Origin of the sequence: Rhizobium sp. Root482, assembly GCF_001426565.1 — a bacterium.
In the GTDB taxonomy this organism is placed as follows: Bacteria; Pseudomonadota; Alphaproteobacteria; order Rhizobiales; family Rhizobiaceae; genus Pararhizobium.
In genome coordinates this window covers 1-26,464 of sequence record NZ_LMFA01000013.1, presented here as the reverse complement: position 1 = coordinate 26,464, position 26,464 = coordinate 1, and the positions used below count along the sequence as shown (strand labels likewise).

Annotated in this window: 21 protein-coding genes and 3 pseudogenes; 15 read left to right on the top strand and 9 right to left on the bottom strand. The window is 60.5% G+C overall.

The features are described 5' to 3' along the window. Window positions 1-462: 462 nt before the first annotated feature. Window positions 463-2,199 (bottom strand): chemotaxis protein, encoded by a 1,737-nt coding sequence (locus ASD31_RS11565; RefSeq protein ID WP_156392615.1) that lies wholly within the window; start codon window positions 2,197-2,199, stop codon window positions 463-465. Window positions 2,200-2,223: 24 nt separating this feature from the next. On the opposite strand from ASD31_RS11565, the pseudogene ASD31_RS11560 reads away from it, so the two are divergent. After that, a pseudogene (locus ASD31_RS11560) lies at window positions 2,224-2,922 on the top strand (chemotaxis protein CheB); the annotation flags it as partial. 110 nt (window positions 2,923-3,032) lie between these two features. Further along, window positions 3,033-3,752, top strand: a complete 720-nt coding sequence (locus ASD31_RS11555) for a ParA family protein (protein ID WP_056333305.1) — start codon at window positions 3,033-3,035, stop codon at window positions 3,750-3,752. Window positions 3,753-4,122: 370 nt separating this feature from the next. On the opposite strand, the pseudogene ASD31_RS26765 reads toward ASD31_RS11555, so the two are convergent. After that, window positions 4,123-4,430: pseudogene (locus ASD31_RS26765) on the bottom strand (zinc-binding dehydrogenase); the annotation flags it as partial. Between ASD31_RS26765 and ASD31_RS25440 the strand changes: the two are divergent. Next, window positions 4,383-4,715 carry a substrate-binding domain-containing protein gene (locus tag ASD31_RS25440; protein WP_082520529.1) on the top strand — a complete coding sequence of 111 codons (333 nt, stop codon included), beginning with the start codon at window positions 4,383-4,385 and terminating at the stop codon, window positions 4,713-4,715. The pseudogene ASD31_RS26765 and the gene ASD31_RS25440 sit on opposite strands and share 48 nt — an antisense overlap. Before the next feature lie 455 nt (window positions 4,716-5,170). Here the strand turns inward: ASD31_RS25440 and ASD31_RS11540 are convergent, their stop codons facing one another. Continuing rightward, the gene (locus tag ASD31_RS11540) at window positions 5,171-6,202 is read right to left on the bottom strand and encodes a LacI family DNA-binding transcriptional regulator (RefSeq protein WP_056333299.1); all 1,032 of its coding nucleotides are present in this window, start codon (window positions 6,200-6,202) and stop codon (window positions 5,171-5,173) included. A 184-nt stretch (window positions 6,203-6,386) separates the two neighbouring features. Here ASD31_RS11540 and ASD31_RS11535 point away from each other — a divergent pair, with 184 nt between their 5' ends. The 7 genes from ASD31_RS11535 to ASD31_RS11500 all read left to right on the top strand — a co-directional run bounded on the left by ASD31_RS11535 (window position 6,387) and on the right by ASD31_RS11500 (window position 14,563). After that, window positions 6,387-7,706, top strand: a complete 1,320-nt coding sequence (locus ASD31_RS11535) for an NAD(P)/FAD-dependent oxidoreductase (RefSeq protein WP_056333296.1) — start codon at window positions 6,387-6,389, stop codon at window positions 7,704-7,706. Window positions 7,707-7,733: 27 nt separating this feature from the next. Next, window positions 7,734-8,822 (top strand): ABC transporter ATP-binding protein, encoded by a 1,089-nt coding sequence (locus ASD31_RS11530; RefSeq protein WP_056333294.1) that lies wholly within the window; start codon window positions 7,734-7,736, stop codon window positions 8,820-8,822. A gap of 85 nt (window positions 8,823-8,907) precedes the next feature. Beyond that, a complete protein-coding gene (locus tag ASD31_RS11525; protein ID WP_082520528.1) occupies window positions 8,908-9,960 on the top strand; it encodes an ABC transporter substrate-binding protein in 1,053 nt (350 codons plus the stop codon). Between the two features lie 30 nt (window positions 9,961-9,990). Next, entirely contained in the window at window positions 9,991-10,821 is an 831-nt protein-coding gene (locus ASD31_RS11520; protein WP_056333289.1) for an ABC transporter permease, read from the top strand. Between the two features lies 1 nt (window position 10,822). Next, window positions 10,823-11,617, top strand: a complete 795-nt coding sequence (locus ASD31_RS11515) for an ABC transporter permease (RefSeq protein ID WP_056333286.1) — start codon at window positions 10,823-10,825, stop codon at window positions 11,615-11,617. Between the two features lie 99 nt (window positions 11,618-11,716). Next, window positions 11,717-12,154 carry a lactoylglutathione lyase gene (gloA, locus tag ASD31_RS11510; RefSeq protein ID WP_056333284.1) on the top strand — a complete coding sequence of 146 codons (438 nt, stop codon included), beginning with the start codon at window positions 11,717-11,719 and terminating at the stop codon, window positions 12,152-12,154. Window positions 12,155-12,424: 270 nt separating this feature from the next. Further along, window positions 12,425-14,563: an FAD-dependent oxidoreductase gene (locus ASD31_RS11500; RefSeq protein ID WP_156392614.1), complete on the top strand. Its 2,139-nt coding sequence runs from the start codon at window positions 12,425-12,427 to the stop codon at window positions 14,561-14,563. 158 nt (window positions 14,564-14,721) lie between these two features. Here the strand turns inward: ASD31_RS11500 and ASD31_RS11495 are convergent, their stop codons facing one another. The 3 genes and pseudogenes from ASD31_RS11495 to ASD31_RS26755 all read right to left on the bottom strand — a co-directional run. Next, window positions 14,722-15,609, bottom strand: a complete 888-nt coding sequence (locus ASD31_RS11495) for a PfkB family carbohydrate kinase (protein ID WP_056333280.1) — start codon at window positions 15,607-15,609, stop codon at window positions 14,722-14,724. A gap of 256 nt (window positions 15,610-15,865) precedes the next feature. Beyond that, a complete protein-coding gene (locus ASD31_RS26760) occupies window positions 15,866-16,360 on the bottom strand; it encodes a LacI family DNA-binding transcriptional regulator (protein WP_244483824.1) in 495 nt (164 codons plus the stop codon). 83 nt (window positions 16,361-16,443) lie between these two features. Beyond that, window positions 16,444-16,878: pseudogene (locus tag ASD31_RS26755) on the bottom strand (LacI family DNA-binding transcriptional regulator); the annotation flags it as partial. Window positions 16,879-17,215: 337 nt separating this feature from the next. Between ASD31_RS26755 and ASD31_RS11485 the strand changes: the two are divergent. The 3 genes from ASD31_RS11485 to ASD31_RS11475 all read left to right on the top strand — a co-directional run bounded on the left by ASD31_RS11485 (window position 17,216) and on the right by ASD31_RS11475 (window position 19,841). Continuing rightward, complete coding sequence (locus ASD31_RS11485) at window positions 17,216-18,061, top strand: ABC transporter substrate-binding protein (RefSeq protein WP_056333277.1); 846 nt, start codon at window positions 17,216-17,218, stop codon at window positions 18,059-18,061. A gap of 65 nt (window positions 18,062-18,126) precedes the next feature. Next, a complete protein-coding gene (locus ASD31_RS11480; protein WP_056333353.1) occupies window positions 18,127-19,053 on the top strand; it encodes an amino acid ABC transporter permease in 927 nt (308 codons plus the stop codon). Then, on the top strand, window positions 19,050-19,841 hold the full coding sequence (locus ASD31_RS11475; protein ID WP_156392613.1) for an amino acid ABC transporter ATP-binding protein: 792 nt from the start codon (window positions 19,050-19,052) through the stop codon (window positions 19,839-19,841). Before ASD31_RS11480 ends, ASD31_RS11475 begins: the two co-directional genes overlap by 4 nt. 4 nt (window positions 19,842-19,845) lie before the next feature. Here the strand turns inward: ASD31_RS11475 and ASD31_RS11470 are convergent, their stop codons facing one another. From ASD31_RS11470 to ASD31_RS11460, 3 genes are read right to left on the bottom strand one after another with little or no spacing between them, the layout of a single operon-like run. After that, entirely contained in the window at window positions 19,846-20,784 is a 939-nt protein-coding gene (locus tag ASD31_RS11470; RefSeq protein ID WP_056333275.1) for an ornithine cyclodeaminase, read from the bottom strand. Window positions 20,785-20,794: 10 nt separating this feature from the next. After that, window positions 20,795-21,505, bottom strand: coding sequence for a GntR family transcriptional regulator (locus ASD31_RS11465; protein WP_056333272.1), 711 nt, complete (start codon window positions 21,503-21,505; stop codon window positions 20,795-20,797). 18 nt (window positions 21,506-21,523) lie between these two features. Beyond that, window positions 21,524-22,525, bottom strand: a complete 1,002-nt coding sequence (locus ASD31_RS11460; protein WP_056333270.1) for an SIS domain-containing protein — start codon at window positions 22,523-22,525, stop codon at window positions 21,524-21,526. 149 nt (window positions 22,526-22,674) lie between these two features. Between ASD31_RS11460 and ASD31_RS11455 the strand changes: the two genes are divergently transcribed. Further along, window positions 22,675-24,159, top strand: coding sequence for an FAD-dependent oxidoreductase (locus ASD31_RS11455; protein WP_056333267.1), 1,485 nt, complete (start codon window positions 22,675-22,677; stop codon window positions 24,157-24,159). 109 nt (window positions 24,160-24,268) lie between these two features. Then, a complete protein-coding gene (locus ASD31_RS11450; RefSeq protein ID WP_056333265.1) occupies window positions 24,269-25,108 on the top strand; it encodes a sugar phosphate isomerase/epimerase family protein in 840 nt (279 codons plus the stop codon). The last annotated feature ends 1,356 nt before the right edge of the window (window positions 25,109-26,464 follow it).

Genomic DNA, 26,464 nt, shown 5'->3' with positions numbered 1-26,464 from the left:
ATTCGCAATGAAAATGGCTATGGAAAAACTGGCCGCCTAAAGTCACATTGAAAACCCAAGACTCTCCTGAAAACTGGAGGGAAGATGGGTCTCAGGTCAAGAACCATCCGTTTTCAGCGGATTGAATTCAATCAGGAATGTGCCGTCGGTTCGATTCCTTTCAAGGCGGTCGTTCTGGCCTGATGTAGAACATGCCGTCATCGGCCTCGACGCTCTTGCGCTTACCGAGGCCGATTTGCCCAGGTGGGCAGTAGAGGCCGGGCCACGGCCGCCGGCTGTTGATTATCATTGTGAGCCTCGGCAACGTTGTCTCACCTCGACACGCGTTGGCCCGAGATCTTACTAATCACATGTCAAGAACTGCGTGACCCGGATAGACATCATGAAATTGAGCGTCCTTGCGTATCTCTTCAAGACCACTCCCTTTGCCGATTCAGCGAACGCGGCTAGACTTTAAAGCCACTAGAACAGGGCGTCCTCGAAAAGATCGTCGTCGCTGGCGGCAGGGCCTGCGGTGGGCATGTCGGTGGCGGTGCCGAAGATGCGTGCGTGAATTTCGCGTTCGGACGTCATCGTGTATGCCTTCGCGATCCGTGGCCCAAGATCGGCCAGGGACGCTTCGAGGCCGATGGTGTCGAGCCCGCCGGAATCGACGAGGTCGCCCGCGCGGTTGGCGCACTCGACGAGTACGTCACCGAGATCTGCCTTGAAATCGAGCCTGGTGACCGATGTCGCCGCCTTGGTCGAAACGTCCTGGCTGCAGGCGCGCAGCGCGTCCATGTCACGCTCCATGCGATCGCCGGCGTTGCGAATGCGGTCAAGCGCCTCTTCCAGGCGGGTATCCAGCGAGCCCTCGTCAGCGGATGGCGAATCCGTTTCGCTCAGCTTCGTCGCATCGGCCTCGAGCGAATGCAGCGCCGTCAGGATTTTCTGGGCGGTATCGTCGAGCATGCCGGAGAAAAAGCGGAGTTCGGCGGTAACCACGCCGATGGCGCGGCCTTCCTCGCCGAGCTTGCTGCAGCGCAGATTGGTGTTGAGCGCCATGTATTGGATGTCCGTCCGCATCAGCTTGATCGTTTCCACGCCATCGAGCAATTCGCGAACGGTCGCGACGGTCGCGCGCCCCAGTTCGTTTGCCCTGTCCGCCATCTGTTCGATGACATGCACGACCGCGCGGGCGGCCGAAACGTCGGCCTCCAATGTGCGCATTGCGCTTCCTGCACCGCCGCCTTCGGCTGTCTCCATCTCCTGATGCAGGCCGAGAAGCCCGGTGATATCCGTATTGAAGCCGAGGATCGTCTTGACGACGGTTGCACAGTCGCGGTCGAAATCGGCGGCGATTTCACGAAGCTGGTCGAAGACCAGCTGGCGCACGATGGCCGTCAGCCTTGTCCGTGCGTCGCGGTCGAGGGCGGTTGCCTCAGGGGAGGCAAGGTAGTCTTCGAGCAGCGTGAAGGCAGCCTGGCAATGCTCGATGCGCTGGCGGGTAATGTCGCCGATCTGCATGGCCGACAGGGTCGTGCCGACTTTCGTCTGGACGGCCCGGGCAAGCTTCCCGACCCTTTCGGCCAGGTCCGCCAGACGGCGGTGTTGTGCGGTGAGGTCGGCGGCATTGCGCGACAGATTGGATGCGATGCTGGGCACGCTCTTCTGGAAGCGTTCAAGGGTTTCTCCGCCATCGGCGGTGGCGAGCTGGATCGTGTTGTCGAGCGCCGTGATCTGGCCCGACAAGGTATTGACCTGCGTCGCTCCGGCCTGGATGCGCGCGATGATCTCTTCGGCAAAGCCTGCGAAATCAGGGATGCCGGCGCCGGTGATCTTGGCGGTCGTCGCGAATGTCCGCAGATATCGCAGTGTTTCCAGCATGTCGGCGATATAGCCGCCGAGCGATTTTTCGGTTTCGGCGACACTCGACAGCCGCTCCTGGCGAAGCGCCTCCGTGGCGGGGAGGGCCGTGAGCTGGGTGGCGGTGTCGGCAAGGCGGCCGATGGTCGCGTGGGCCGTGTCTTCGTCGAGCGAGGTCGTCAGGGTCTCCAGGACCGACAGGAGCCGGTTGAGCACGTCGAGGACCGAGAGGAGCACGGCGCCGCCATCGAGGAAGCGCTGCTCGATCTGCGAGCGCGCGCCTTCCAGCAACGAAACCAGTTCCATCTCTTCCGAGCGACGCTCGATTCGCACCGCGATCATGCTGGCAGACACGCTATACCCCATCAAATGCCCCGACGCCGCGCCGCGCAGGCCCGACTCGGCGGATCGCGGCGGGCCACTGTCGCGACCGGCGGCACCACCGCGAAATTGACGGCCGACGCCGTGCTGCCGCCACCGAGCGGCCGCGCCATGGCGAAGACCACGGAGATGGTGGTCTGCGTCGGTGCATCCACAGGTGGCACGGAAGCGCTGCGCGTCATGCTTGAGCAATTGCCGGCGAATTCGCCGGGCATGGTCATCGTGCAGCATATGCCGGAGAAATTCACGGCGGCCTTTGCCAGGCGTCTCAACAGTCTGTGCGACGTGGAGATCAAGGAAGCCGTCAATGGCGACCCGGTGTTACGCGGCCATGTTCTGATCGCGCCGGGCGACCAGCACATGATGCTGGAGCGGCAGGGCGCGCGCTACCATGTCACCGTGCGAACCGGGCCGCTCGTCTCGCGACACCGCCCGTCGGTGGATGTGCTGTTCCGCTCGGCCGCCCGCTCGGCCGGCGGCAACGCCGCGGGCGTCATCATGACGGGCATGGGCGACGATGGTGCGCGCGGCATGCTGGAGATGCACCAGGCCGGCGCCTTCACGCTTGCGCAGGACGAAGCGACCTCCGTCGTCTTCGGCATGCCGAAGGAAGCGATTGCCCATGGCGGCGTCGACCGGGTGGTTCCGCTCGACCAGATCGCACGCGAAATCCTGGCGATCGACCGCCGTCAATAGGTCCGGCTTCACCGATTGTTAACCATAATTGGCGAGCATGCGCGAAGCACCATGGGCGGTGCGGGACAGAGCGATGACAGAGCTCACGAACCGGATTTCGAGGGATCGCCATGCCAGTCATCACCTTTGCCAATACCAAGGGCGGGGCCGGAAAGACGACAGCCGTGCTGCTCGTCGCCACCGAACTCGCGCGCATGGGGCACAAGGTGGCCGTGCTCGACGCCGATCCCCAACACTGGATCACCCGCTGGCATGATTCCTCCGACAATGTCTGCGGCGATCGCCTGTCTGTGACGTCCTATGTCACGATGGGGACCATCGACCGCCACATCGCCGAGGAGCGCAGCCGCGCCGATGTGGTGCTGATCGATCTTCCGGGAGCGCGCAGCCCGCTGCTCGCCAAGGCGATCGGCTATTCGAATTATGTGCTGATACCGGTGCAGGGTTCGGCCATGGATGCCCAGGGCGGCGCGCATGTCATCGAACTCCTGCAATATCTGGAAGTCAAGGCGAATATCCGCATTCCGCATTCGGTCGTGCTGACCCGTGTCAATTCGATGGTGACCACCCGCGCCCTTCTGGCGGTCAAGGGACTGCTGGCATCGCGCCGCGTGCATGTGCTCGACACGCCAATCATCGAACGCTCGGCCTATCGCGACGTCTTTGGTTGCGGCAAGACGCTCTACACGATGGATCCGCGCAGCGTCAGCAATCTCGAAAAGGCGCAGGAAAACGCCCAGGCGCTCGCCGGCGAAGTCATGCGGCAATTGCCCTCATACTTCGGGCAGTCCACCGTCCGCACTTCCCAACAATTGAAGAATGTAGCCTAATATCTCGCTGCGGCACAAATCACGCCGATTCTCCAGCGAGATCGACATTGGCGGAAAGGCGGGATACGCGCTGATAGTGGACAGAGATGTCACCCGGCAGGGTCTTATACCTGGACCTACAGGAGCGTTGAGCCGTAACGGTTTTCGCACGGACGAACAACCACTTGCTTCTGGAGGAAGAGATCGCACAATCGCAATCCACCCGATGAACAAGTTCAACCGCATAGCGATCGGTTTCCGCCTTCCGCGACAGGCAGCGTTGCCCCACGCGGCGTAGTAGCCACTGCGTCCTTCCGGCTACCGTCTGTAGGTCCCAGAGGGGGGCAGCTTTGTCACCCCCACTTCATTTCGGCCTATGACCGACGTATCCTTACGAACGAACGCGGATGACGGTCTTGCCCGCGCGTCGCTCTGTCGAATTAAAGGTGGCGACAGCATCATCGAGCGACGCGACCGTGCCGATATTTATGCGCAGCCGTCCGTCACGGACCCGCTGAACGACCTCGCCGAGCTGGGCGCGGTCAACCTCGACGACGAAATCAATCGTCAAACCATCCTCTGGCCTCACATCCGTCGGCCCGACAACAGTGACCACACACCACCTGAACGGACCAACGCTGCCGACCGCTTCTGGATGTCTCCGCCGATAACGTCGAAGGCCACATCGACGCTGCCGATGTAGCTGCTCTTCGCGCTGCTGATCAACTCGGGAAGATAAAGGTCGTAGGGTTCGATGCGTCGCCCACAATGGTCGGCCAGCTGAAGGCCGGCGAAATCCAGGCAATTGTCTCCCAGAAGGCTCAGGAAATCGGAATTCGTGGTGTTGAAATGGGTGTCAAAGCCTTTAAAGGGGAGGCGCTGATGAAATCGACCGAAAAAATTGGAACCATCACGATTACTACCGACAACCTTAAGCAGCCCGAGATAAACCAAGCGCTCCAGGATACCGAGTGCACGAACTAGCCGCACCCGTCGGTCATCAGGTGATCTCCACTTTGGACGCTTCCTCGTTGGCAAGCAAGACAGGACCTTGTTCGCGACTTCGGCCGCGGCGTGCGCATAAAGCTTATCTCGGAAATCTGACACTACCGTGCTCAGGTGGCAGGCGGCTGCGGCGGAGATCAGCGAAGTCTTTGGTCCGATATGATCATTACCACCGCCGCCGCAACCTGCGCGGCGGCGGCGGCAAAGCGTGGGTTGGCCATTATCGACCTTGCTGCCAACCCGGCGACAACCGCGATCTCACCGTTGTCGGCCAGCGCTTCGTCTCTAACGATGATGGCTCTATGGATCGGAATGCTTGACGGTTATTCGTGCGGCGACGTTAGCCACTCAAGATATATCACGGCCTTAGGTCGCGGTCGTGGTTTCTGCGACATTGCCCCGGCTAGGCGGGTCCAAACCGGGCTGGCTACTTCTCAGGCCGAGGATCTCATTTGTATCGCAGCTTCCACCAGGGTGACGCGGGGAAGCGCGTCCATGTCTTCAGACTTGATTGCGCGAAGGAGTATCGAGAAGCTGTGGGCCGCTATGGCGTCGTAATTTTGCGCGACCGTTGTTAGTGGCGGATTCATGTATCGGCTCAGGGGATGATCGTCGTGACCCGCGATGCGGATGTCCGCCTCCGGGTCACGGCCGATCCGAAGCCCCCGGCGAAAGGCCGCCGACATTGCGCCGAACGCCAAACGGTCGCTCGCGCACATGATGGTCAAGCCGCGGCAGTCTTCGCGCGAAATCATCTCATCCATCAGCTGATAACCGACCGCCTCGAATTTCCATGTGTCCGTGGTGTCCTGCATGAAGCGGGGCTCGAAGCCACCTTTCTGCATCTGCTGAATATATCCTTGCCGCCGTCCATGCGCGTTTTCGTTGACCGGTGGGATCCCCATGAAGATCGGCGCTGATCCGGTACGGCAAAGATAGTCAGTCATCAATGATGTGCTCTGGAGATTGTCGGAGCCGACGAAAGGCGCCAAATCGCCTATTGAGGCATCGAAGAGCACGGTTGGCGTGTTTTCCTTGAGGCGTCTGAGCGTCTCAACATCGGATTGAAAGCCTATGGGCGCGACGATTGCCCCAGCAATGCGCAGCGAAAGCAGCGTCTGTATCGCCTTGACTTCCAGCTTGGCGTCACCGTGCGAGCTCATCACGACTGCCCAGTATCCGGCTTCAAGGCACAGGCTTTCGAACTGCCGCACCATCTCGGCATAGTAGGGGTCGGAGAGGACCGGAACCAAAATCCCGATATTGCGAGTCTTCTCGCGATTCATGTTCACCGCATAAAAACTCGGATTGAAATCATGTGCCTGTTGCGCCGTCTCAATCTTCTTTCGGATTGAGGGGCGCACGGATTCTGGGTCGTAGAAATATTTCGAAAGCGTTGGCCGGGAGATGCCGCAGGCCTTCGAAAAGTCATCCATCGTTCTGATAACGCTACCGTTTTTAGACATTTTCCACCGGCTGCAGTTTTGGGTCGCGTTCACCGCTTTAACGCATACCACGAAAACCAGCAATATTTACGCGCGTAAAAAAACCAATTGACACGAGTACATATTGATGGATTTATTCCCTTCATCACTGGGCGCTGCCGTCTGTGAGGCTTGGAGGAGTTTGATGCAACGATACCTGGGTCCGATGGTCGATCTCGCAGAACGGGATGAATCCCTTCCGGAACGCGCCGAGGTGGTGGTGATCGGCGGGGGGATCGCAGGCGTCAGCACGGCGCTGTTCCTTGCCGAGAGAGGCGTGGATGTTTCCCTTTGCGAAAAGGGTTATGTCGGCGGCGAGCAGTCCAGCCGCAACTGGGGTTGGGTCACGGCCCGAAACCGCGATATGCGGGAACTGCCGCTTTGTCTGGAAAGTGGCCGCCTCTGGTCCGAAATGAACGAGCGCGTCCGTGGCGAAACCGGTTATCGCCGAACCGGGTCGCTGCGGGCATTTACCTCGATCGAGCAGCAGGCGACCGGCAGCGCGTGGCTTGACGACGCCAGGCAGTTCGACTTCCCCGCCCGACTGGTCTCCGCCGCAGAAATGAACCAGATGGTGCCCGCGAGTGGCGGCGCTTTCGCCGGCGGGCTCTATGCCGAGGACGATGGGCGTGCAGAGCCGCAGATGGCGGCGCCAGCCATTGCCAATGGTGCCCGGAAAATGGGGGCGAAGATATTCACCCGCTGCGCGGTCCGTGGTCTTGAGCTGTCCGCCGGTCGCGTCTCGGCCGTTGTGACGGAACATGGCCGTATCAAGTGCAGCAGCGTCGTTCTGGCGGGTGGCGGCTGGAGCACCCTGTTCCTGCGCCGCCTCGGCGTGCGCCTACCGCAGTTGTTGGTGCAGGCGTCAGCGATGCGCACGGTCCCCTTTGAATCTGCGGTCGCACCCACCCTTTACGGTGATCGTTTTTCCCTGCGAAAACGGCTCGATGGCGGTTTTACGATTGGCGATCCGTTTGCGACCTTGACCGACATTACACCGGACAGCTTCCGTTTTGCAGGCGACTATTTCGCCATGCTTACCATGTCCTGGCGACGTCTGGGTTTCAGGTTCGGTCGGCGCGCGCTGCGCGAATGGACGCGGACCAACAGCTGGAACCTCGACCAAATATCGCCATTCGAGCAGGTCCGGGTGCTCGATCCGGCTCCCGTGCAAAGCCTGCTCAAGAATACGCACAAGGCGCTTGTTGCAGCCTTACCCGAGTTTGCCGATGTACCGATCGCTCAGCAATGGGGCGGGCTCCTTGACGTCACGCCGGATGCCGTTCCGGTGATTTCGGATATCGAAAAGATACCGGGACTTTTCCTGATCTGCGGCTTCTCGGGGCATGGCTTCGGCATGGGGCCGGGCGCGGGGCACCTGATGGCTGATCTCGTCACCGGAAAGCCGCCGATCGTGGACCCCACGTCGTTCCGGTACTCCCGCTTCACCGACGGCTCGAATCCAAAGCCAAAGGCTGGCTTCTAACGCCTCTACCAATAACTGGGAACGAACATGGCAAAGCTTTCGCTTACGAATATTTGGAAGACCTACGGAGGAGCACAGGCGGTACGTGGCGTGTCGTTGGAGGTGGAGAGTGGTGAATTCGTTTCGTTTCTAGGGCCCAGCGGTTCCGGCAAAACGACAACGCTATCCATGGTAGCGGGTTTCATCTCTCCGACTGGAGGTAATATACGGATAGACGGGCGCGATATTACCAACGTGCCGCCGCACCAGCGCAACATCGGCATGGTGTTTCAAGACTATTCGCTTTTCCCGCATATGAACGTAGCGCAGAACGTTGCCTTCCCTCTGGCGATGCGTAGCGTCGACAAGGCGGACAGTGCACGGCGCGTAAGCGATGTAATGGAAATTGTTGGCTTGCACGGCATGGGCCAACGCCTGCCGATCGAGCTCAGCGGCGGACAGCAGCAGCGCGTGGCAATCGCCCGGGCAATCGTTTACCAACCGCAGATACTGCTGATGGACGAGCCGCTTGGCGCCCTCGATCGTCTGCTGCGCGAGCGCCTGCAGCTGGAAATCAAGCAGATTCAGAAGCGCCTTGGAATCACCACTCTCTACGTTACGCATGACCAGGGGGAAGCCCTGACCATGTCCGATCGGGTGTGCGTGTTCAACGATGGTGAGATCGCCCAGGTCGGCAGCCCGGTATCGCTCTATGAGCGCCCGGAAAGCCGCTTCATTGCCGGGTTCGTCGGAGAATCGAATTTTCTCTCGGCCACGGTCGAAGACTGTGTCCGGTGCGGAGACGGCTGGCAATGCCTACTGGTGCTCGAATGCAGCGCGAAAGCAAAGGTCCTCGCATCGCAGCCGTTCTCCGCTGGCACTCAGCTGACGGCCTCCATACGCCCTGAGCACATCCGCCTGTGCAGCGTCGATTGCGCCGAAGACGCGAACACCGTGTTCGTCACCGCCAAGGTCAACGATGTAGTCTACCGCGGCGAAACCAGTACGCTGCGCGGCCAGCTGGAAAGCGGTGCCGAAATCTCCGCGAGGGCGACCGTGACGGATGTGGCGCGGTTTACCGGCGAGACTGTGCGTCTCCGCTGGCCCACCGACAAGATCGTTTTGCTGAACAAGTAGGCTCTGGACGGATCCTGGCCCCTTGCCGCGAGGAAATGAAAACCTCGCAAAACCTGAAGATCAACAACGAAAGAGGGAACAAGACATGCGAAATGCAGCAGATACTCCATCGCGCCAGCGCCGGAAATTCACCCCTATTCTTGCTGGAGCGCTGGCGCTCGTCGCCAGCCATGCGCCTGCTATGGCAGAGGGCTCGATCGTGGTTGCCGATGCCGGCGGCGCCATGGCCGAGTCTCTTGCCAAGCGGCTTTATGAACCCTTCGAGAAAGAGACCGGCATCAAGGTCATTGCCGACCACACGACGGCGCTCGGCAAGGCGCAAGCGATGGCCAAATCCGGTAATGTCGTCTGGGATGTATTTTACACAGGCGACACCGATGTGGCGCAGGCGAGCCAGGACGGCATCCTGTTGCCGATCGACTGGTCGGTCGTGCCGAAGGACGGCTTCTCTCCCGAAGTCCTCAATGAATACGGCGCGCCAGCCGCCGCCTATGCGCTAGTGATGACCTACAATACCAACCTCGTCAAAGAGCCGCCGAAGTCGTGGGCCGAGTGGTGGGATACCGCAAAATACGATTGCGCGCGCACCATGCGTAACGTGCCGGTCGACAACCTGGAAGCGGCAGCGCTGGCAACGGGTGTCGATCGGGGTGCGATCTATCCGATCGATCTTGAGGCTGCCTACAAGCAGTTGGACAAGATCCAGCCGAAGGTTGTGACGTTCTGGGATTCAGGCGCGCAGTCGATCCAGCTCGTTGCCGACGGTTCCGCGTGCCTTGGTACGGCGTGGACCAGCCGTGTCACGGCTGCCGCCAAGGCCAGCCAGCCCGTTGGTCTCGTCTGGAACGAGGCCGTCTATCACCAAGATTACTACACGGTGATGAAGGGCTCGAAGAATCCCGAGGGAGCAATGAAATTCATCGCCTTCGCCATGCGCCCGGACGTACGTGCCGGGATCGCCAGCGACCTCGGCTTCGTCGAGGGCGACGCCGCCATCCAAGCTATGATCAGCCCCGAGAGCCTGAAGTACCAGCCGACGCCCGAACAGGCGGCACAGGGCGTCAACTCCAATATCGCCTGGTGGGCCGACAACCTCATGAGCGCCTACAAGCGCTACAACGCCTGGCTGACGCAGTAATCCATACCGATTTCCCTTCGAGGCACTCAGATGAAACAGAAAACAGCATGGCTGATCTTTCCATGCCTTGCCTACCTTCTCGTGATGTATGTTCTTCCGACAGCCATCATGTTCATGGCGCCTTTCGAAGCGGGGATCGCTCCGGGCCTGACCAGCTTCGGTCAGGCCCTCCAGGAGCCGAGCTACCAGCGTGTCATGGGCACGACGTTCGAGATATCGTTGGTGGTGACGATCGGCTGCATCCTCCTTGGTTACCCCACGGCCTACTATCTTTCCCGGATGGAAACGCAGCGCGCGCGGATCTACCTGATGCTGGTGACGTTCCCGCTGTGGACCAGCCTGCTGGTAAGGACCTATGCCTGGATCGCCCTGCTGCAGGATGCCGGCATCATCAATTCGTTTCTCATGCAGAGCGGTCTGACGGAACAGCCGGTGAAACTGCTCTACAACCAGGTCAGCGTCGCCATCGGCATGGTCCAGATACTGCTGCCCTACGCGATCATCACCATGTACGCGGTGATGGTCGGCATTCGTAGCCGGTTGGTGCAGACGGCGCAAATCCTTGGCGCCAGCCCGAGCCGCGCCTTTCTGCATATTTTCGTTCCGCTCAGCCTGCCCGGCCTCTCGGCCGCAGCACTGCTGGTGTTCATCATGGGCCTCGGTTTCTTCGTCACGCCGGCGCTGCTCGGCGGGCGCCGCGAAACGATGATCGGCACGCTTATCCAGCAGCAAGTCGTGCTGATGGGAGACTGGAATTCGGCGGCTATTCTGTCCGCGCTGCTGCTCGTCGCCACGATCGTCCTGCTAGGGGTCTACAGCCGCTTTGCCAAACTTAGCAATCTTGTTTCGGTGAGGGGCTGACATGCTGGACCGCAGACGAAATACCTCGATCAAGACATCAATCTTCGCCCACTGCGTGATCGCCTTCCTGGTCGTGCCAACGCTGATGGTGATCCCGATCTCCTTCAATGACAATCAGTACCTGAAATTCCCGCCAACCGATCTTTCGTTACGCTGGTACGAGGAATTCTGGTCGAACCCCGACTGGCTGCGCGCCACCTGGACGAGCCTGCTGACCGCTTGTACGGTGACCGTGCTTGCCACTGTGCTCGGAACAATGGCGGCCTTGGGGCTTAGCCGCATGGTTGGTCCGGGCAAGAAGCTTCTGATCGGACTGATCATCTCGCCGCTGATCGTGCCGACGGTATCGTTGGCTCTCGCCCTCTATTTCTTCTTCGCCAAGTTGCATATGGTCGGCACTTGGGTAGCCGTGATCCTCGGGCAGACGGTACTCGCCCTGCCATTCACGGTTCTCAATGTGCATGGCAGCCTGCAGAGCTTTCCGGCGACCCTTGAACGCGCAGCAAGTACGCTCGGCGCCGGGCCGGTTACCACATTCTTCCGCATTACCATGCCGATCATCCGCCCCGGCATCGTCGCCGGCGCCCTCTTCGCGTTCCTGGTGTCGTTCGACGAGTTCATTATCGCGCTGTTTCTCGCAGGGCCGGGCATGACAACATTGCCGGTTCAGATGTGGAACACCATGCAGCTCTATATCAGCCCGACAATAGCCGCGGTCTCCTCCATGATCACAGGCATCACGATCCTGGCCTTCGTGCTCATGACGGCTTTCGGCCGCCGCTCGAAGGCGAAGTAGAACCACACACCCCTTTCGTTCCCCGCTCAATCTCTTGCCATCGTCGATGAAGCGGGTGGATCGATCGTCGGAAAAGCAGCTCAACAAGGAGACTATGAAATGCAACACAGTAATCGATATATGCACACCATGATCCGCGTGCGTGATCTGGACGAAAGCGTCGCCTTCTATAGCCAGGCCTTCGGCATGCGCGAGTTCCGCCGCATCGTCGTCGCCGAAGCGGAATACACGCTGGTGTTCATGGGCTACGGCGACAAGGAAGAAGACGGTGCCACGTTGGAGCTAACCTTCAACTGGGGCCAGACCGATGGCTACGATGTCGGCAATGGCTTCGGCCATATCGCACTCGGCGTTGATGATGTTGCGGCTGTCTGCGCCCACGTGAAGACGGTCGGCGGCAAGGTGACGCGCGAGGCCGCCCCGGTGAAATTCGGACATACGGTGATCGCCTTTGTCGAGGATCCGAACGGCTACAAAGTCGAGCTGATCCAGATCAGCGACGCGCTGGCCGAGATCGAAGAGTATCGCGCGCGCTGAAGGTAGCTTCACGGGCGTCCGGGCGGGCATATCCGATGTCCGCCTGATAACGTCGAAACCGCTGATGGAGGCATTCAGCATGTCCAACGGGTTTATGTTCGCGCCGAACGGCCGCGGTCTCGGCAATACGAGAGAGCCCGATGCGCTTTCGAGCGCATATGACGTCGTGGAACTGTCGGACATCACGAGAGCAGGCTATTGTCGGCCGGCGGCACGTGGAAACGGGCATCCTTCGGGACGCATCGCGACGACTGGCTTTGGAGAACAGGCATGACGGATCATTCTCACCGCGATAGATCCACCTATGAAACGCATGTCCCCGAAGAGGCGCAATTGGAAAGCTCGATTGCACCGTTCAGCCTGCAGGACCAGCCGAGCCAGGTGGTTACACGACACAAGGACCCGCTCCTTCGTCCTCTCAGCGTCGGCCGGCTGCAATTGCGCAACCGGATCATGAGCACCAGCCATGAAACTGGCCTAGACGAGGGCGGTTACCCGATGGAGGCATACCAGCGCTACCACGAGGAAAAAGCCAAGGGCGGACTGGCGCTGACGATGTTCGGTGGTTCCGGCCGGGTATCGCCTGATTCAAGCTGGGGAGGATCGCAACTCGATTATACAAGCGATGCTGTCATTCCGGTCTTTCAAAGTTTCGCAGATCGCATCCATCGGCACGGCACGGCTCTGATGTGTCAGATCTCGCATGTCGGCCGCAGGGCCGACGCTACAAAGGGTGAATGGCTGCCAGCCCTCGGACCTTCACATTCGCGCGAGGACTATAACCGCAATTTCGCGCGCGAGATGGATCACCACGATATTGCCCGCATCGTCCATGATTTCGGCCAGGCTGCGCGGCGCGCGCGCGCGGGTGGGCTGGACGGGCTTGAGACCTTGACCGGGGGCCATCTGATCGGCCAGTTTCTGTCGCCGATGGTCAATCGCCGTACAGACGAATTCGGCGGCTCGCTCGAAAATCGGATGCGGTTTCTGCGGATGGTCTACGAGGAAATCCGCAAGCAGGCTGGCACGGACTTTCCGGTCGGCATCCGTTATACAATCGACGAGGATCATCCTGATGGCCTGAGCTTCTCCGAGGCGGTGCAGGTGGCCAATGTGCTGGAGCGCGAGGGGTTGATCGACTTCTTCAACTGCATCTTCGGTCGCTTCGACACGCGGTTCAATCTTTTGATTTATAACATCCCGGATATCACATCGATCTCGGCGCCCTGGCTACAGAAGGTCGGCGCCTTCCGTTCGGAGACTGATCTGCCGGTATTCCACGCGGCAAAGATCTCCGACCTGGCGACCGCGCGATTCGCTGTCAGCGAGGGCCTACTCGACATGGTTGGCATGACCCGGGCACATATGGCCGACCCGCATATCGTCAATAAACTGCTTGCCGGCAAGGAAGACGAGATCCGCCCCTGTGTCGGTGCATCGCACTGTCTCTATCGCGCCGTCCATTGCATCCACAATCCTGCGACGGGCCGGGAGACCTTCCTGCCCCAGGTGGTCGGGCGCTCTCCTGCGCCGGGCCGAAAGGCAGTCGTGGTCGGCGGCGGTCCTGCGGGACTAGAGGCGGCCCGCGTCCTGGCCGAACGAGGACACAGCGTCACGCTGTTCGAAGCGACGGATCGTCTGGGCGGACAATTGGTCTTGGCGACTCAGGTTCATCTTCGTCGCGATTTGAAAGGCATCATCGACTGGCGCGAAGCCCAATTAGAGCGCCTAAGCGTCGATGTCAGGCTGAACAGTTATGTGGATGCTGAAACCGTTTCCGCAGAGGCGCCGGACCTGGTTATTATGGCAACCGGCGGCATTCCCGATTTTGGTACATTCGCTGGATCCGAGCTTTGCTTGAGCGTATGGGATATTCTGGCCAGCCCATCATCGGCAACTGAAGACATCCTCTTTTTCGACCGGACTGGCCGCCACCCGGGGCCGTCAGCTGCGATACAGATGGCGACGCTCGGAAAATCGGTTTCCTTCGTGGCTTATGATCCGATGATTGCGCAGGAAATGGAGCCTCATTCGCAAATTGTCTATCGCAAGGCATTTGCCGAACTGCAGATACGGACGCTGACCGAGTATGAACTGGTAGAGGTCTCGGCGAACGCCGGTCGTCGCGACGTGGTGTTAAGGCATCTCCTGACTGGTCAAGACCTGCGGATGACATGTTCCCAGGTCGTCATTGAAAACGGAACGATTCCAGTTGCAGATGTTTTCGAAGACCTGAGGCCACTTTCGAGCAACGATGGAACCACCGACATCTCTTCGCTGACTGGCACCCCACCGTTTCGTGAGCGTCCCAGACACGGTTTCGAATTGCACCGGATTGGTGATGCAGTCGCGAGCAGATCTGTCCACGCATCTATCCTTGATGCGCTACGCCTCTGCGTTCAGTTTTGACGGCGGGCCGACGGGCCATGCCGCCGTCCGGTCGGCATATCTCGCTCTAGTTTTGGAATTCAACAGGTCGCCTTAGTTCGCCCGAGGCGGCTGATACGCTCGAGGCCGAGAGCGTTGTCGTCTGCGCCCCCCGTGGGTCCGAGACTACAGCGGCGGTGTCAAACATTCTCCGGCGCCCTTGCGGGGCGGGTGGCGCGGTAGATTTCCTCCAGGCTCATCATGTTGGATAAATCGACATTCATTGGGGCCGCATGTCCGAAAGCGCCACGTATCAGGCAGGTCTTTGCCGCCGCCTCCGCAGCCCCCATCAGGATCGTTTCCGGTTTGCGTCTGTCGAGCAGACCAACCAGGACGTTGGCGATATAGGTATCACCGGCGCCCAGCGTGTCGATGGCGTCGATGGGCTGGGCCGGTGCCTCGAACACGCCGGTATCGCCCACCAGCAGGGCGCCTTCGATGCCACGCGTGACGAGGCTCCAGCGCGTGCCAGCAGTGCGTGCCCGCTGCGCCAGCGCCACCGCTTCCTCGCGCGTTAAGCCGCCAGCGGAAAACGCGAGAAGAAAGCAATGGGGGGCGACCCCGGCAATGCGCTCGGGATCGTGAACGGTCGCGAGATCATAGGACACCTTCGTCACCTCGGCGAAGCGCGACAACCAGGCATCGACATGGCTCGATCTGCCGGTATGGACCGCATCGAAATCGGCAAGCCGCGCGAGGTCCGCTGGCGAGGGTGCGATAATCGACACGCTGAGATTGGCGCCGACAAACACCCGGTCGCCATCCTGCGTCTCGATCACGCAATAGGCCGTCTGTCCCAGCTCCTTTCGCAGCGACGAAACGTCAACGCCTTCTTCGATCAGTGCCTGGCGGATCAGGCGCCCGGCGGCGTCGTCGCAGACCGCACCCGCATAGGCCGTTTCGGCACCTGCGCGGCGCGCAAAGACGGCATGATTCACACAGTTTCCGCCGGGGAACATCAGATTCTGGTCGCGATAGCAATCGACCACATTATCACCAAAAGCGAGAATTCTTGCGGAGCGCGGCATTCGATAAACTCTCCTGAGAAGGAACTGAGAACGTTCTCAACTACAGAATTGGTTCGTGAAAAGCAACTGGTTTCCTCCTGTCACCGTGCTCGAGAACACCTGCCGCTGGGAGCAGGGGGAGTAAGGTTGAGCGAGACGTGAGCAGGATCCCTTGGGGACTTTCACGCAGGATCGGTAGACAAATCGCGCGTGAAAACGTTGACGCACAGCACTTTGATGTAGCTACCGCAACATGCCAGGGCGGTTTTCGCGGAAATCAGAGCCGGGCGACGGAGCCGCGTTCGACCAGTTCGGCGGGCATAAGTACGGTCCGCGGCGGATAGTCCTCGCCGCGAATGCGCTCTAGCAGCATTCGTGCAGCGGCCTCGCCCATCGCGAGGCGAGGCTGTGCCACAGTGGTGATGCCGGGGCGGTGGAAGCTCATCCAGTCGAGGTCATCGAAACAGATGAGCGAGAGATCGTGCGGGATGGACAGTTTGAGCTCGGTGAGCGCCCGCATAGTGCCTTCGGACATGGTGCCGTCCGTGGTGAAGAGCGCGCTCGGTGGATCGGGTGCGGTCATGAGGCGGGCACGACAGCCTGCGCAGCCGCAGCTGAATAGTTTCCGGCCCGGAGCGTCAGGTGTGGATCCACGGGCAGGCCATCGATCCGATGTGCCCGGATATAGCCGAGAAGGCGCTGCCAGCTTGGGTAAAGCGTCTCGCTTTCGATCGGGTCGCCGGCGACCGCGCGGGCCAAAAACGAATCCAATCCGCCGCTTTCCTCGTCCACAAGCTCTGCCACGATGCCGATCCGGCGATGCCCGGCCGCGATCAGGTGGCGAACGGCCTGTTCGGCGGCGGCGATATTGTCGGTCGCGACGCGATCGACCATCAGGCCGGCGACCGCGCGGTCGATCAGCACGAGCGGCACGCCCATGGCCTTGAGATTGTGCAGGTGCCGCGCCTTGCGCGTATCGCTGGGAGTAACGATCAACCCGTCCACCTGCTTCTGAGCCAGAAGTTCGACCGAGTGAATCTCCTTGGTTTGGACCTCGTCGCTGTTGGTGATCAGCAGGCCGAAGCCGTTGGCTTCGGCGACGTTGGAAATGCCGCGAAGGACCGAGGCGTAGAACGGATTCTGGATGTCGCCGGCCACGACGCCGAGCGTACGAGTCTTGCCCGTGATGAGGCTGCGGGCGAGCGCGTTGGGGCGATAGCCGAGCTCCTGGGCGGCCTTGATAACCTGCTCCTTCTTCTCTTCGCTGGTGTAGCCGTAGCCGCCGAGCACCCGCCCCGCAGTGGCTGTAGAGACGCGTGCTGCGCGTGCAACATCCGCGATGGTTGCCTTGCTTTTCGGAGCCAAATGCTCGTCCCTCTCACATTTTTGGGCCTATGGAATGAGAATTTTATCATGTGCATTCACAGAAAAATCACAGCCCTTCTTAGGTGTTAACAGATCGGCTGCTGTTTTCAATGTCCGTTGGCAAGCATTCTTTGCGAGACGGCGCTTGACGGATAGTCAATCTCCGTGTCTGATATGTGAGAACGTTCTCGTTTTATCTGCAAGGGGAACCAGAGAACGAAAACCGCGGGCCCATCGGGTTCGCCACGAAAAGGAGGTTGTCATGTTTAAATCCATTCTGGCTGGTTGTGTTCTAAGTGCCGTGCTGGCAATGCCGGCTCTCGCCGATGTCATCCCCGCCCTGCACGATGCCCTGCCACAGGAATATATGGACAATGGTATTAAGGCGGCGGTCTTCAACGACTGGGCGCCGGACGAATTCCTTGACGCCGATGGGCAGCTGAAGGGCTGGAGTGTCGATATCGCCAAGGAGATGGAGGATCGTCTCGGCGTACCCTTCACCTTCGAAGGCACGAGTTTCGACGCCATCATCCCCGGTCTGCAGTCCAAGCGGTTCGATGCCGGCTTTTCGTCGTTCGGCACCACCGCCGACCGCCTAAAGACGCTGGATTTCGTCTCCCAGCGCAAGATCGGCACCTCGTTTGCCTATCCAGCGGATAGCAAACTCGATATCAAGACCGCAACAGACGCCTGTGGCCTGACGGTCGCCGTGCTGAACGGTTCCTGGGATCTCGGGCTTGTTGAGAAGCTTAATGCCAACGAATGCAAGGACAAACCGTTGACCGTGCAGACGCACGGTACGCAGGCGCAGGCCGAACTTGCGGTGCGCTCAAAGCGAGCCGAGGCAACTGTGGCTGGCTCCGTCAAGCTCGCATACATGGTCAAGCAGACCGGCGATCTGAAAGTGTCAGAGCTGGTGTTGTCTCCGGTGAACAGCTGCATCGGTGTTCGCAAGGGTGATCCGATCGGCCAGGTCATGACGGATGCGATCCAGTCGATGATCGACGACGGCAGCTATGAGAAGATCATGGCCAAATGGGGCCTGAACGACTCAGGCATGCTGACCAAGGCACTTTTGATCACGGAAGAAAACCCGGCGGACCTCTAAGATCGGCTTCCCGGCCAGAGGGTTTCCTCGGGCCGGGCGTCCGTTACCGGAAGCAAGGAATGACGATGTCTGAAGAATCAAAACACCGTCCGTCGATCCACGATCTCAATCCCATTGCGGTACCAAGGGTAGGCCATTGGATCGGCGGCGCGGTCCTCGTGATCTTCGCTATCATTTTCCTGCAAGTGCTCATCACCAACAAGAACATGCAGTGGGGCGTCGTTGCCGAATACATGTTCAGCCCAACCATTTTGTCGGGCCTCGGCATGACGCTTCTGCTGACCGCCCTCTCCATGGTGCTCGGACTTGCGATCGGTGTGGTTCTGGCAATCATGCGCCTGTCTGGCAGCCGCGTTTTCCAGGCCGTGAGCTGGGGCTGGATCTGGTTCTTCCGCGGGGTGCCGCCGCTTGTGCAAATGATCTTCTGGTACAATCTGGCGCTCCTTCTACCGGACATTTCGATCGGGATTCCGTTTGACGGACCGAAGCTCTTCTCCTGGAACACCAACACGCTCATCACCCCGTTCAGCGCGGCCATCATGGGGCTCGCCTTTACCGAAAGCGCTTATGCCGCGGAAATGATCCGCGCCGGTATCCAGGCCGTGAACAACGGCCAGACGGAGGCTGCCGCAACTCTCGGCATGACCCGGGGCCAGACGCTTCGCCGCATCGTGCTGCCGCAGGCGCTTCGCATCGTCATTCCGCCGATCGGCAACGACACGATCTCGATGCTGAAATTCACCTCGCTCGTTTCCGTGCTGGCGCTGCCCGACCTGCTTTATTCCGCGCAGATGGTCTATGCGCGCACTTACCAGACAGTGCCGCTGCTGATCGTCGCGACAATCTGGTATCTGGTGCTCACGACGGTCCTGACCGTAGTCGAACATGCCGTCGAGCATCGCTTGAAATCCGAGCAGCACCGCACCGGTCCCGGGAAGTTCCGTGGAATCTTCTCCTTCCGTCTGTTCGCGCGCCAGCAGGAGGCCCTATGATGAATGACCAAACGAATGGCGAGCCGCTGCTCAAGATCGAGCGCCTGCGCAAGAGCTTCGGCGCGCATGAGGTCCTGAGCGGTATCGATGTCGCGGTAATGCGCGGCGACGTGACCTGCATCGTGGGTCCCTCTGGTTCTGGAAAGAGCACGCTTCTGCGCTGCCTGAACTACCTTGAAAAACCGTCGGGCGGCGCGATTTTCCTGCACGGCGAACCCGTCGGCGTGCGCTGGAAGGGCAACAGGCTCTACGAGATGGGCTTCAACGAACTTGCCCGCCAGCGCCAGCGCATGGGTATGGTGTTCCAGGGCTTTCATCTCTTCCCGCACAAGACCGTGCTTGAAAATGTCATAGAGGCCCCGGTACTCGTCAAGCGCGTCCCGCGTGCCAAGGCCGTCGAAGAGGCAATGGTGCTTTTGGAGCGCGTCGGCATGAAGGAACGCGCCACCTATTATCCAGCGCAGCTTTCCGGCGGCCAGCAACAACGCGCGGCGATTGCCCGCTCGCTGGCAATGAAGCCGGACGTTATGCTCTTCGACGAGCCGACCTCGGCGCTTGACCCGGAACTCGTTGGCGAGGTTCTAGCCGTGATGCGGCAGCTTGCCGACGACGGCATGACGATGGTCGTCGTCACGCATGAAATGGGCTTTGCGCGTGATGTTGCCGACCATCTGATCTTCATGGATGGCGGGGTGATCGTCGAGCAGGGTCGTCCGGTCGATGTGCTGACGCGCCCGCAGCACGATCGCACGCGGGCTTTCCTGGCGCGGGTTCTGGCTGACGCGTGAAGGGTCAGCCAAGCGTCTGTGCAAGCGCGCAAGCGGTGAAAAGATCGAGATGGGCGCCGCCGTTGTTCTTGAACACCGTGATCTGATCGGCGCTGGTGCGGCCTTGCCTCTTGCCCTGGACAAGCTCGAAAAGATCGGCCTTGACGGCATCCCAGGAAATCGCGCCGGATGCCACCGCCTGCGAAAGATCGCCGCCACCGTGCATATTGTTTCGGCTGTCGACGAAGACCGTACCGCGCGCCAGCGCCGCATCGTCCGCTTCCCTGAGCGTAGGCAGATAGGCGCCGACCAGGTCGAGATGCGTGCCCGGTCGCAGAAGCGCGCCCTTCACCAGCGCCTTGTCCGACATGGTGACGCAGGACACCACATCGGCGCGCGCGATGGCGCCGTCGAGATCCTCGCTGACCACGGCGTCCACGCCCTTTTCGCGAAGTTGCGTCGCGACCGCCTCGGCCCGGGCCGGGGTGCGGTTCCAGATCGCGACCCGTCGAAGAGAAGGCTGAGCCGCCAGATGCGCCTCGGCGAAATACGGAGCGAGCGCCCCGGCTCCGACGATCAGCAGGTCCTCCACGTCTTCCCGTGCGAGGATAGCCGCGCCGAGGGCGGAATCTGCGGCAGTCTTGCGCGCCGTCATCGCCGCGCCATCTGCCGCAAGGAGCGGCCCGCCGGTCGTGCCGTCGAACAGCGCCACCAGTCCCTGAACGGCGGGCTGCGGCGGCTGGAGCGCCGCGTTCTGCGGGAAGACGCCGACCATCTTCACGACGATCGGGCCGCCGGGCGCCCAGCCGGGCAGGGTGACGAACTGCGCCTCACCGCCCGCGGGGTCGGATTGTACCACGACATCCGAGGCAGGCATCGGAACGAGATGCGCCTTGCGCAATGCCTCGATCAGAAAAGCCCACGGAAGCGCTGCATGAACGGCGGGTGCGTCGAAAACGTGCATGTCGAACCTTTTAGGTCTTGATCGTATAGGTGACCAGATGGCTTGGAGTGACCAGTTGCGACAGGGCGAGCGGGCGCCCTTCAGCATCGGTAACGATCTTTTCGATCCGATAGACCGGCTGGGCTGCCGTCACGGCCAGAATGCCGCGCTCACTGGTCGAGGGGAAGCCGACATCGATCTGCCGCTCCGCATGAGCAGGCACGATGCCTGCTCTGTCGCGCAGTGCGGCGAAGAAGGAACCGCCGGCGGCGACCGGTGCGACGACCTCGGGGAACCGCACCGGATCGAACCAGAGCGTTTCGAGCGTCATCGGCCGGCCGTTGTCCTCCAGCAGACGGTCGAAGCGGATCAGAGCCCGGGCCTGCAGGCGGTCGCGGATGGCCGGCGCGTCGGGCTTGTCGTCGCGGGCAAGGATTCGATGGCCGGCCTTTCGGCCGAGGCCGTCCATGGTCTCGGAAAAGCCCGATAGCGAGACGAGCGTCTGCCGCACCTTGCCCGGCATGATCACGGTGCCGCGACCCTGCTGCCGCTGCAAGCGGCCATCGGCGCAAAGCTCGCCGATCGCGCGCCTCAGCGTGATCCGGCTAACGTCAAAGAGCGACATCAGTTCCGGTTCGGCGGGCAGGAAGCCGCCCTCGGCGAACTGGCCGGATTCGATGCCGGCCAGGAGCGAGCGCCGGACCTGTTCATAGAGCGGCAAGAGGTTTGCTTGTTCTTTCATCCGCCCTTCCAGGCCCGGTCAGTAGCTGATTTTCTTCATGTAGCGTCGTGCCTCAAGCATTTCGTGCTTGCGCAGATCGGCGATCTTATAGGCGAAACGCCAGAGCGTGTCGAAGAAGATCAGCGGAACGACATTGCCGCGGAACCGCGGATCGATGCCGGAAAGGTCGAGCTTTTCTGCATCGAGAACGAGAATGTTCTTCGCCGAGCCGAACCGGTGCAGAAACTCATCGGCGCGCTCTTCCAGCGGTCGCGTGCTGTCGAGGCCCTTCATGAGGATGAAGGCGCGGTCCTTGTCCAGCACCTCGAAGGGGCCATGGAAGAACTCGTTGGCATGGATCGCCTGACTGTTGATCCACTGCATCTCCATGAGCACGCAGATGGCGAAGGAATAGGCCGCGCCGTAGCTCGCGCCGCTGGCGACCGTATAGATCACGTCTTCCCTGGCGAAGCGCGGCGCATAGTCCTCGAACATCGGCGCAAAGACTGTCTGCGCGCGATCGATCGCCGGCTGGAGCGCAAGGAGGCTCTCGACCAGTGCTTCGGTGAGATCCTCGCCGCCGGTAAGGGCAACAAGACCCGTGACGACCTGATAGATCCTCGAATAGTTGCTGTTCTTCGCGTCGATCGGCACGCCGGTCGTGTAGGGCGCTTCGAAGCCGACGACATGATCGACTGCCTTGCCGAGCGGAGAGGCGGGCTCGACGGTGAGGCCGATGGTTGCCGCGCCCTTCGAGCGGGCGAATTCGGCGGCGGCGGTGGTTTCCCTGGTCGTGCCGGTCATGGAGCAAAGGATGACCAATGAATTTCCATCCAGCGACCGTGGTGCGCGGGCGACGAATTCGGCGGCATTGTAGACATCCGACGATAGCGGCGAATGCTGGTCGAGAAGAAACTTGGCCGGATGCATGATCGACAGCGAACCGCCGCAGGCGATGAAGAAAACATGCTTCACCGACTTTACGTCGAAAGCGGAGAGCGCGGCGATGACGCCGGCGTCAAAGGTGGAGGGGAGGGACATGGCAGTACCTTTCTATATGACGTTATAATACGTATTATATTTTTTCCTCATGCGTCAAGTGGCTTGACACTGCCGCCCCAGTTTTGCGAACGTTCTCACATTCATCGTTGAGCGCATCGCCTCGCACGGCGACAGGTGGGAAATGGAATGTGACCCAGACTTACGACACAGTGGTTGTCGGCGGCGGCATTATCGCTGCGGCGGCAGGGCAACATCTGGCGGCGGCGGGCTACAGCACGCTGCTCGTCGAGCGTGACGACTATGGCTCGGGCACCTCGAGCAAAACCTCGCGGCTACAGCATTGCGGTCTCGGCTATCTGTCCGCCGCAAGCGGATCGATCTCGGCCTTTCTCGCCCGTCCGCGTAGCGCATTCGAATGTTTCAGCCTTATGCGCCGCTCAATGCGGGGGCGGGCGGAATTCGTGCGGACCTCTCCTGATCGGGTGAAGCCGGTCACCTTCGTCGTTCCACTGACGCGGGAAAACGCAATTCCCCGCTGGAAGGCGCGGCTCGCCTTCCGCCTGATGACGGCGAGCGACGGCGGCAGTGTTCCACTGGATCTGCGAATCCTGTCTGCCGGGGAGGCGCGGATGTACCCGGCATTGCAAGGCATGGCCGGGCTCGAAAGCATCCGTGGCGCGATGACCTTCACCGAATATCAGTACCAGTGGCCGGAGCGCATCGTCGTCGATACGGTGATGAAGGCGCGCGCGATCGGCATGGAGGCGTTGAACCACACGGCGGTGACCGCGCTGGTGCGCGAAGGCGATCTTTGGAGGGTTACTCTGGCGGCCGCCGAGGGGCCGCGCGATGTGCTGGCGCGCGCGGTGGTCAATTGCGCGGGCGTGTGGGTCGATGAGATTACCGCAATCGCCGGTGCGCCGCATATCCGCAAGAACACCGGCGAGAAAGGAACGAACATCGTTCTCCGCCTGCCGGAGAGCCTTCGCGGCATCGGCTTCGAGACCGTCACCGCGGCGGGCGCGCCCTTCTATCTGATCCCGTGGGGTGAACTTCACTATGTCGGCCCCTGGGATTCCGCCTCGGATGGCAGGCCCGAAGGCTTTCGCGCGACCGAGGCCGAGATCGCCGCCATCCTTAAGCAGCTTGGACGACTGTTTCCCGGTTTCGAACTGAGGCGCGAGGACGTGCTTTATTCCTGGGCAGGCGTGCGGCCCCGCAGCCTTGCCAGGGACGGAAACGGTTCTACGCCTGCCGTCCAGGAGCACGATCTTACCGATGAGGGGCTACCGAATGTCTTTACGTTCACCGGCGGGCTGCTGATGACCCATCGCGACGCCGGACGGCGGCTTACGCGCGCGGTGTCCCGCAGGCTCAAGCCGTCCGGCCCGCCGCGGCCGCTCGATACGGCGTCGCTGTCCGTCATGGACGGTGTCACGCAGGCCTCCGTTGCCCATGCGGTGCTGAGCGAGCAGGCCTGCACGCTCTCGGACATACTGCGTCGCCGCCTTTCCGTCGGGTGGGAGTCGGATCTCGGCCTGCGCCATGCGGAAACAGCCGCACAGTTCGCCGCCCCGCATCTCGGCTGGACGCCAGAACAGACGGCGGCCCAGGTTACCGCCTTCATCGAAGAAACCGCCACCGAATTCGGCCTTCGCGCGCCCCCTTGCTGAGCAGCTAGGAGGCCGGCACCAAGACCGCGACAATCATAAGAGAACGTTCTCATTAATCTGACGAAGAAATTGTTGATCTGCCTATTTCGGCGACCGCGGAGGAAATGGAATGGCACTCGATGAGCGCAGCATCAGCGTAATGAATTTCCACTATGTGAGGCATACGATGGATCGGTTTCTGGCCGACGTCTGCAATGCCGGGGTCTCGCGCATCGAGCTCTGGGCCGCTGCCCCGCATTTCTACATCGGTGACAAAACGCTCGCTGACGCGCGGGCGTTTGGACGGAAAACGCGTGGAATGGGCCTCGATATTGTCGCCTTCACGCCGGAGCAATGCATCTATCCCATCAACATCTCGGCAAAGGAGCCGGAGTTGCGCGACCGTTCGGTGCGCTATTTTCTGGAGTCGATGGAATTTGCCGTCGAATGCGGTGCGCCGGCGCTTCTTGTGACCGCTGGTGGCGGCTATCGCGATGAACCGGCCGCAGAGGCTCTGGAGCGGTGCGTCGATTCCATGGGCATCCTCTGCGACCGAGCGCTAAAGCTTGGCGTCGATCTCTGGATGGAGTCGCTGCCGAACTCCTTTGCCAACATCATTCGCTCGGCGAAGGAAATTCGCGAACTGATGGACAAACTTTCGAGCTCCGCGCTTCATGCCGTCTACGACGTCGCGGGCGCCGTGATGACTGACGAAACGCCCGAGGACTATTTCATCCACCTCGCAGGCCGCGTCGCGCATGTGCACTTCACCGACTCGGATGCCAGTGGCAGCCATCTGGCCTGGGGCGACGGCATCGTCGATCTCGACGCGCTGGTCGCCTATCTGCGCAGCCAGAACTACGAAGGTTCGCTGACGGTCGAACTGACCAACTGGAAATATAACGTCGATCCCACACCGCCGCTGAAACAATGCGTCGCAGTCATGCGCAAGGCGCTCGGCCCGGCATAGGCTGGCGAAAGGACATTGGAATGAAGAGCGAGCGCGACCCCGGCAACCCTGCACACGGCAAGACGGTTCGCTGTGGCGGGGGCAGACAAAGCCGCGGCTTAACAGGAGATGCCCAATGGACGAGATCATATCGGCATAGATTCACGGATCCAAAAACTACCACTTACCAGGCGGCATCCTAGCTTTTCGGGTTCCACCCCATCGGCAGCCTCGTAGTCCTGCGAGGGGCCGACCATGATGACGCGAGGAATGTTGGGGGAGATTTCCCCGATAGATGAAAACCGACAAACAGAACATGAGCAGCGCTGCCGGCCAAAAGTCTGTGCTTTGGTCCCACGACCAGTTCCAAAGCAAATAGCCATCCAGGTGCGGCGGTTTCATATCGACGCTGATTTCGTAGTCGCGTTTTTCCCTCCCATGAAAATGACCAGCTGCGAATGCGAGTCCAACCAGAATTGCGACGCGCCGCTCATACAACGCCATGGCCGCCAATGCGACAGTGCCAGCCATCACACTCGCCTCCACCATGTGGCCAACCCAGTCCCATGGCTGGTGAATATAGGACCAATCCATCGCCCACTAGCACCCTTTCAGCTTGCCGTGTTTTAACTTTCAAAAAAGCAACAGTGCGATGGAAAGCGCCAGCAGCGACAGCATAATCGCCGTCCAAAAACGCGCGAGCTTCATCCTCCGGCTTCGCCGGCCTTCCCAGTCATATGTCATTGCGTTCACCCACAAGCGCCGTGATCTGGTGCGCATTTGCTGAAGGTCAAGTGTCAGCGAGACAATGCCACAACAAAAAAGGCGCTGGTGTTTTTGGGATCTAGAGCGTTAGCGTGCGCGGTATGGACGCGCGGCTGCATTCGCGTTTAGCCAATTTCTCGCTGTCGCAAGTTGAGGAAAGTGTCACCGGGTGTCGCTGAAGAATTCGAAGTCCGACCACTTCCTGCGGGATATGATCTCGACTGTTCGGTCCGGAGAAAGCATGACGCTTGCTGCTACAGAATAAAAACCAAAGAATCTCATCCTGTTAAGCCGGTGCGCCATCGATAAATTTCCCAGTTAGGGCACGAAAATTCCTGTTCCATTGAGCAGGGTATTCTCAAGTTAAACCATTGATAGTAAGTGAATTTATTGCATTGGGAATGGATGTCGAATTCGAATTATGGGAAAATTCCCTGTAAATCCGCCGTTATCAGCGAAAAGCAATTCCGAGACGGGTTCGCTACGGACTGCGTCCACTACCAAGAATTTCCTTGTCCGACCCGGAGACATAGGTAACACCTCGTACCTAAGACATCGGTGACAACCTCGTGCCGAACGGGTTGTCGATGGTTTGCAAAGTCCTCTGCTCCA

Coding starts and splice junctions, on each gene's coding strand:
- gloA (WP_056333284.1), top strand. CDS start 11,717: ATGCAACACAGTAATCGATATATGCACACCATGATCCGCGTGCGTGAT.
- ASD31_RS11500 (WP_156392614.1), top strand. CDS start 12,425: ATGACGGATCATTCTCACCGCGATAGATCCACCTATGAAACGCATGTC.
- ASD31_RS11465 (WP_056333272.1), bottom strand. CDS start 21,505: ATGAAAGAACAAGCAAACCTCTTGCCGCTCTATGAACAGGTCCGGCGC.
- ASD31_RS11530 (WP_056333294.1), top strand. CDS start 7,734: ATGGCAAAGCTTTCGCTTACGAATATTTGGAAGACCTACGGAGGAGCA.
- ASD31_RS11460 (WP_056333270.1), bottom strand. CDS start 22,525: ATGTCCCTCCCCTCCACCTTTGACGCCGGCGTCATCGCCGCGCTCTCC.
- ASD31_RS11485 (WP_056333277.1), top strand. CDS start 17,216: ATGTTTAAATCCATTCTGGCTGGTTGTGTTCTAAGTGCCGTGCTGGCA.
- ASD31_RS11525 (WP_082520528.1), top strand. CDS start 8,908: ATGCGAAATGCAGCAGATACTCCATCGCGCCAGCGCCGGAAATTCACC.
- ASD31_RS11555 (WP_056333305.1), top strand. CDS start 3,033: ATGCCAGTCATCACCTTTGCCAATACCAAGGGCGGGGCCGGAAAGACG.
- ASD31_RS11515 (WP_056333286.1), top strand. CDS start 10,823: ATGCTGGACCGCAGACGAAATACCTCGATCAAGACATCAATCTTCGCC.
- ASD31_RS11450 (WP_056333265.1), top strand. CDS start 24,269: ATGGCACTCGATGAGCGCAGCATCAGCGTAATGAATTTCCACTATGTG.
- ASD31_RS11540 (WP_056333299.1), bottom strand. CDS start 6,202: ATGTCTAAAAACGGTAGCGTTATCAGAACGATGGATGACTTTTCGAAG.
- ASD31_RS11470 (WP_056333275.1), bottom strand. CDS start 20,784: ATGCACGTTTTCGACGCACCCGCCGTTCATGCAGCGCTTCCGTGGGCT.
- ASD31_RS11520 (WP_056333289.1), top strand. CDS start 9,991: ATGAAACAGAAAACAGCATGGCTGATCTTTCCATGCCTTGCCTACCTT.
- ASD31_RS11480 (WP_056333353.1), top strand. CDS start 18,127: ATGTCTGAAGAATCAAAACACCGTCCGTCGATCCACGATCTCAATCCC.
- ASD31_RS11535 (WP_056333296.1), top strand. CDS start 6,387: ATGGTCGATCTCGCAGAACGGGATGAATCCCTTCCGGAACGCGCCGAG.
- ASD31_RS11475 (WP_156392613.1), top strand. CDS start 19,050: ATGATGAATGACCAAACGAATGGCGAGCCGCTGCTCAAGATCGAGCGC.
- ASD31_RS11495 (WP_056333280.1), bottom strand. CDS start 15,609: ATGCCGCGCTCCGCAAGAATTCTCGCTTTTGGTGATAATGTGGTCGAT.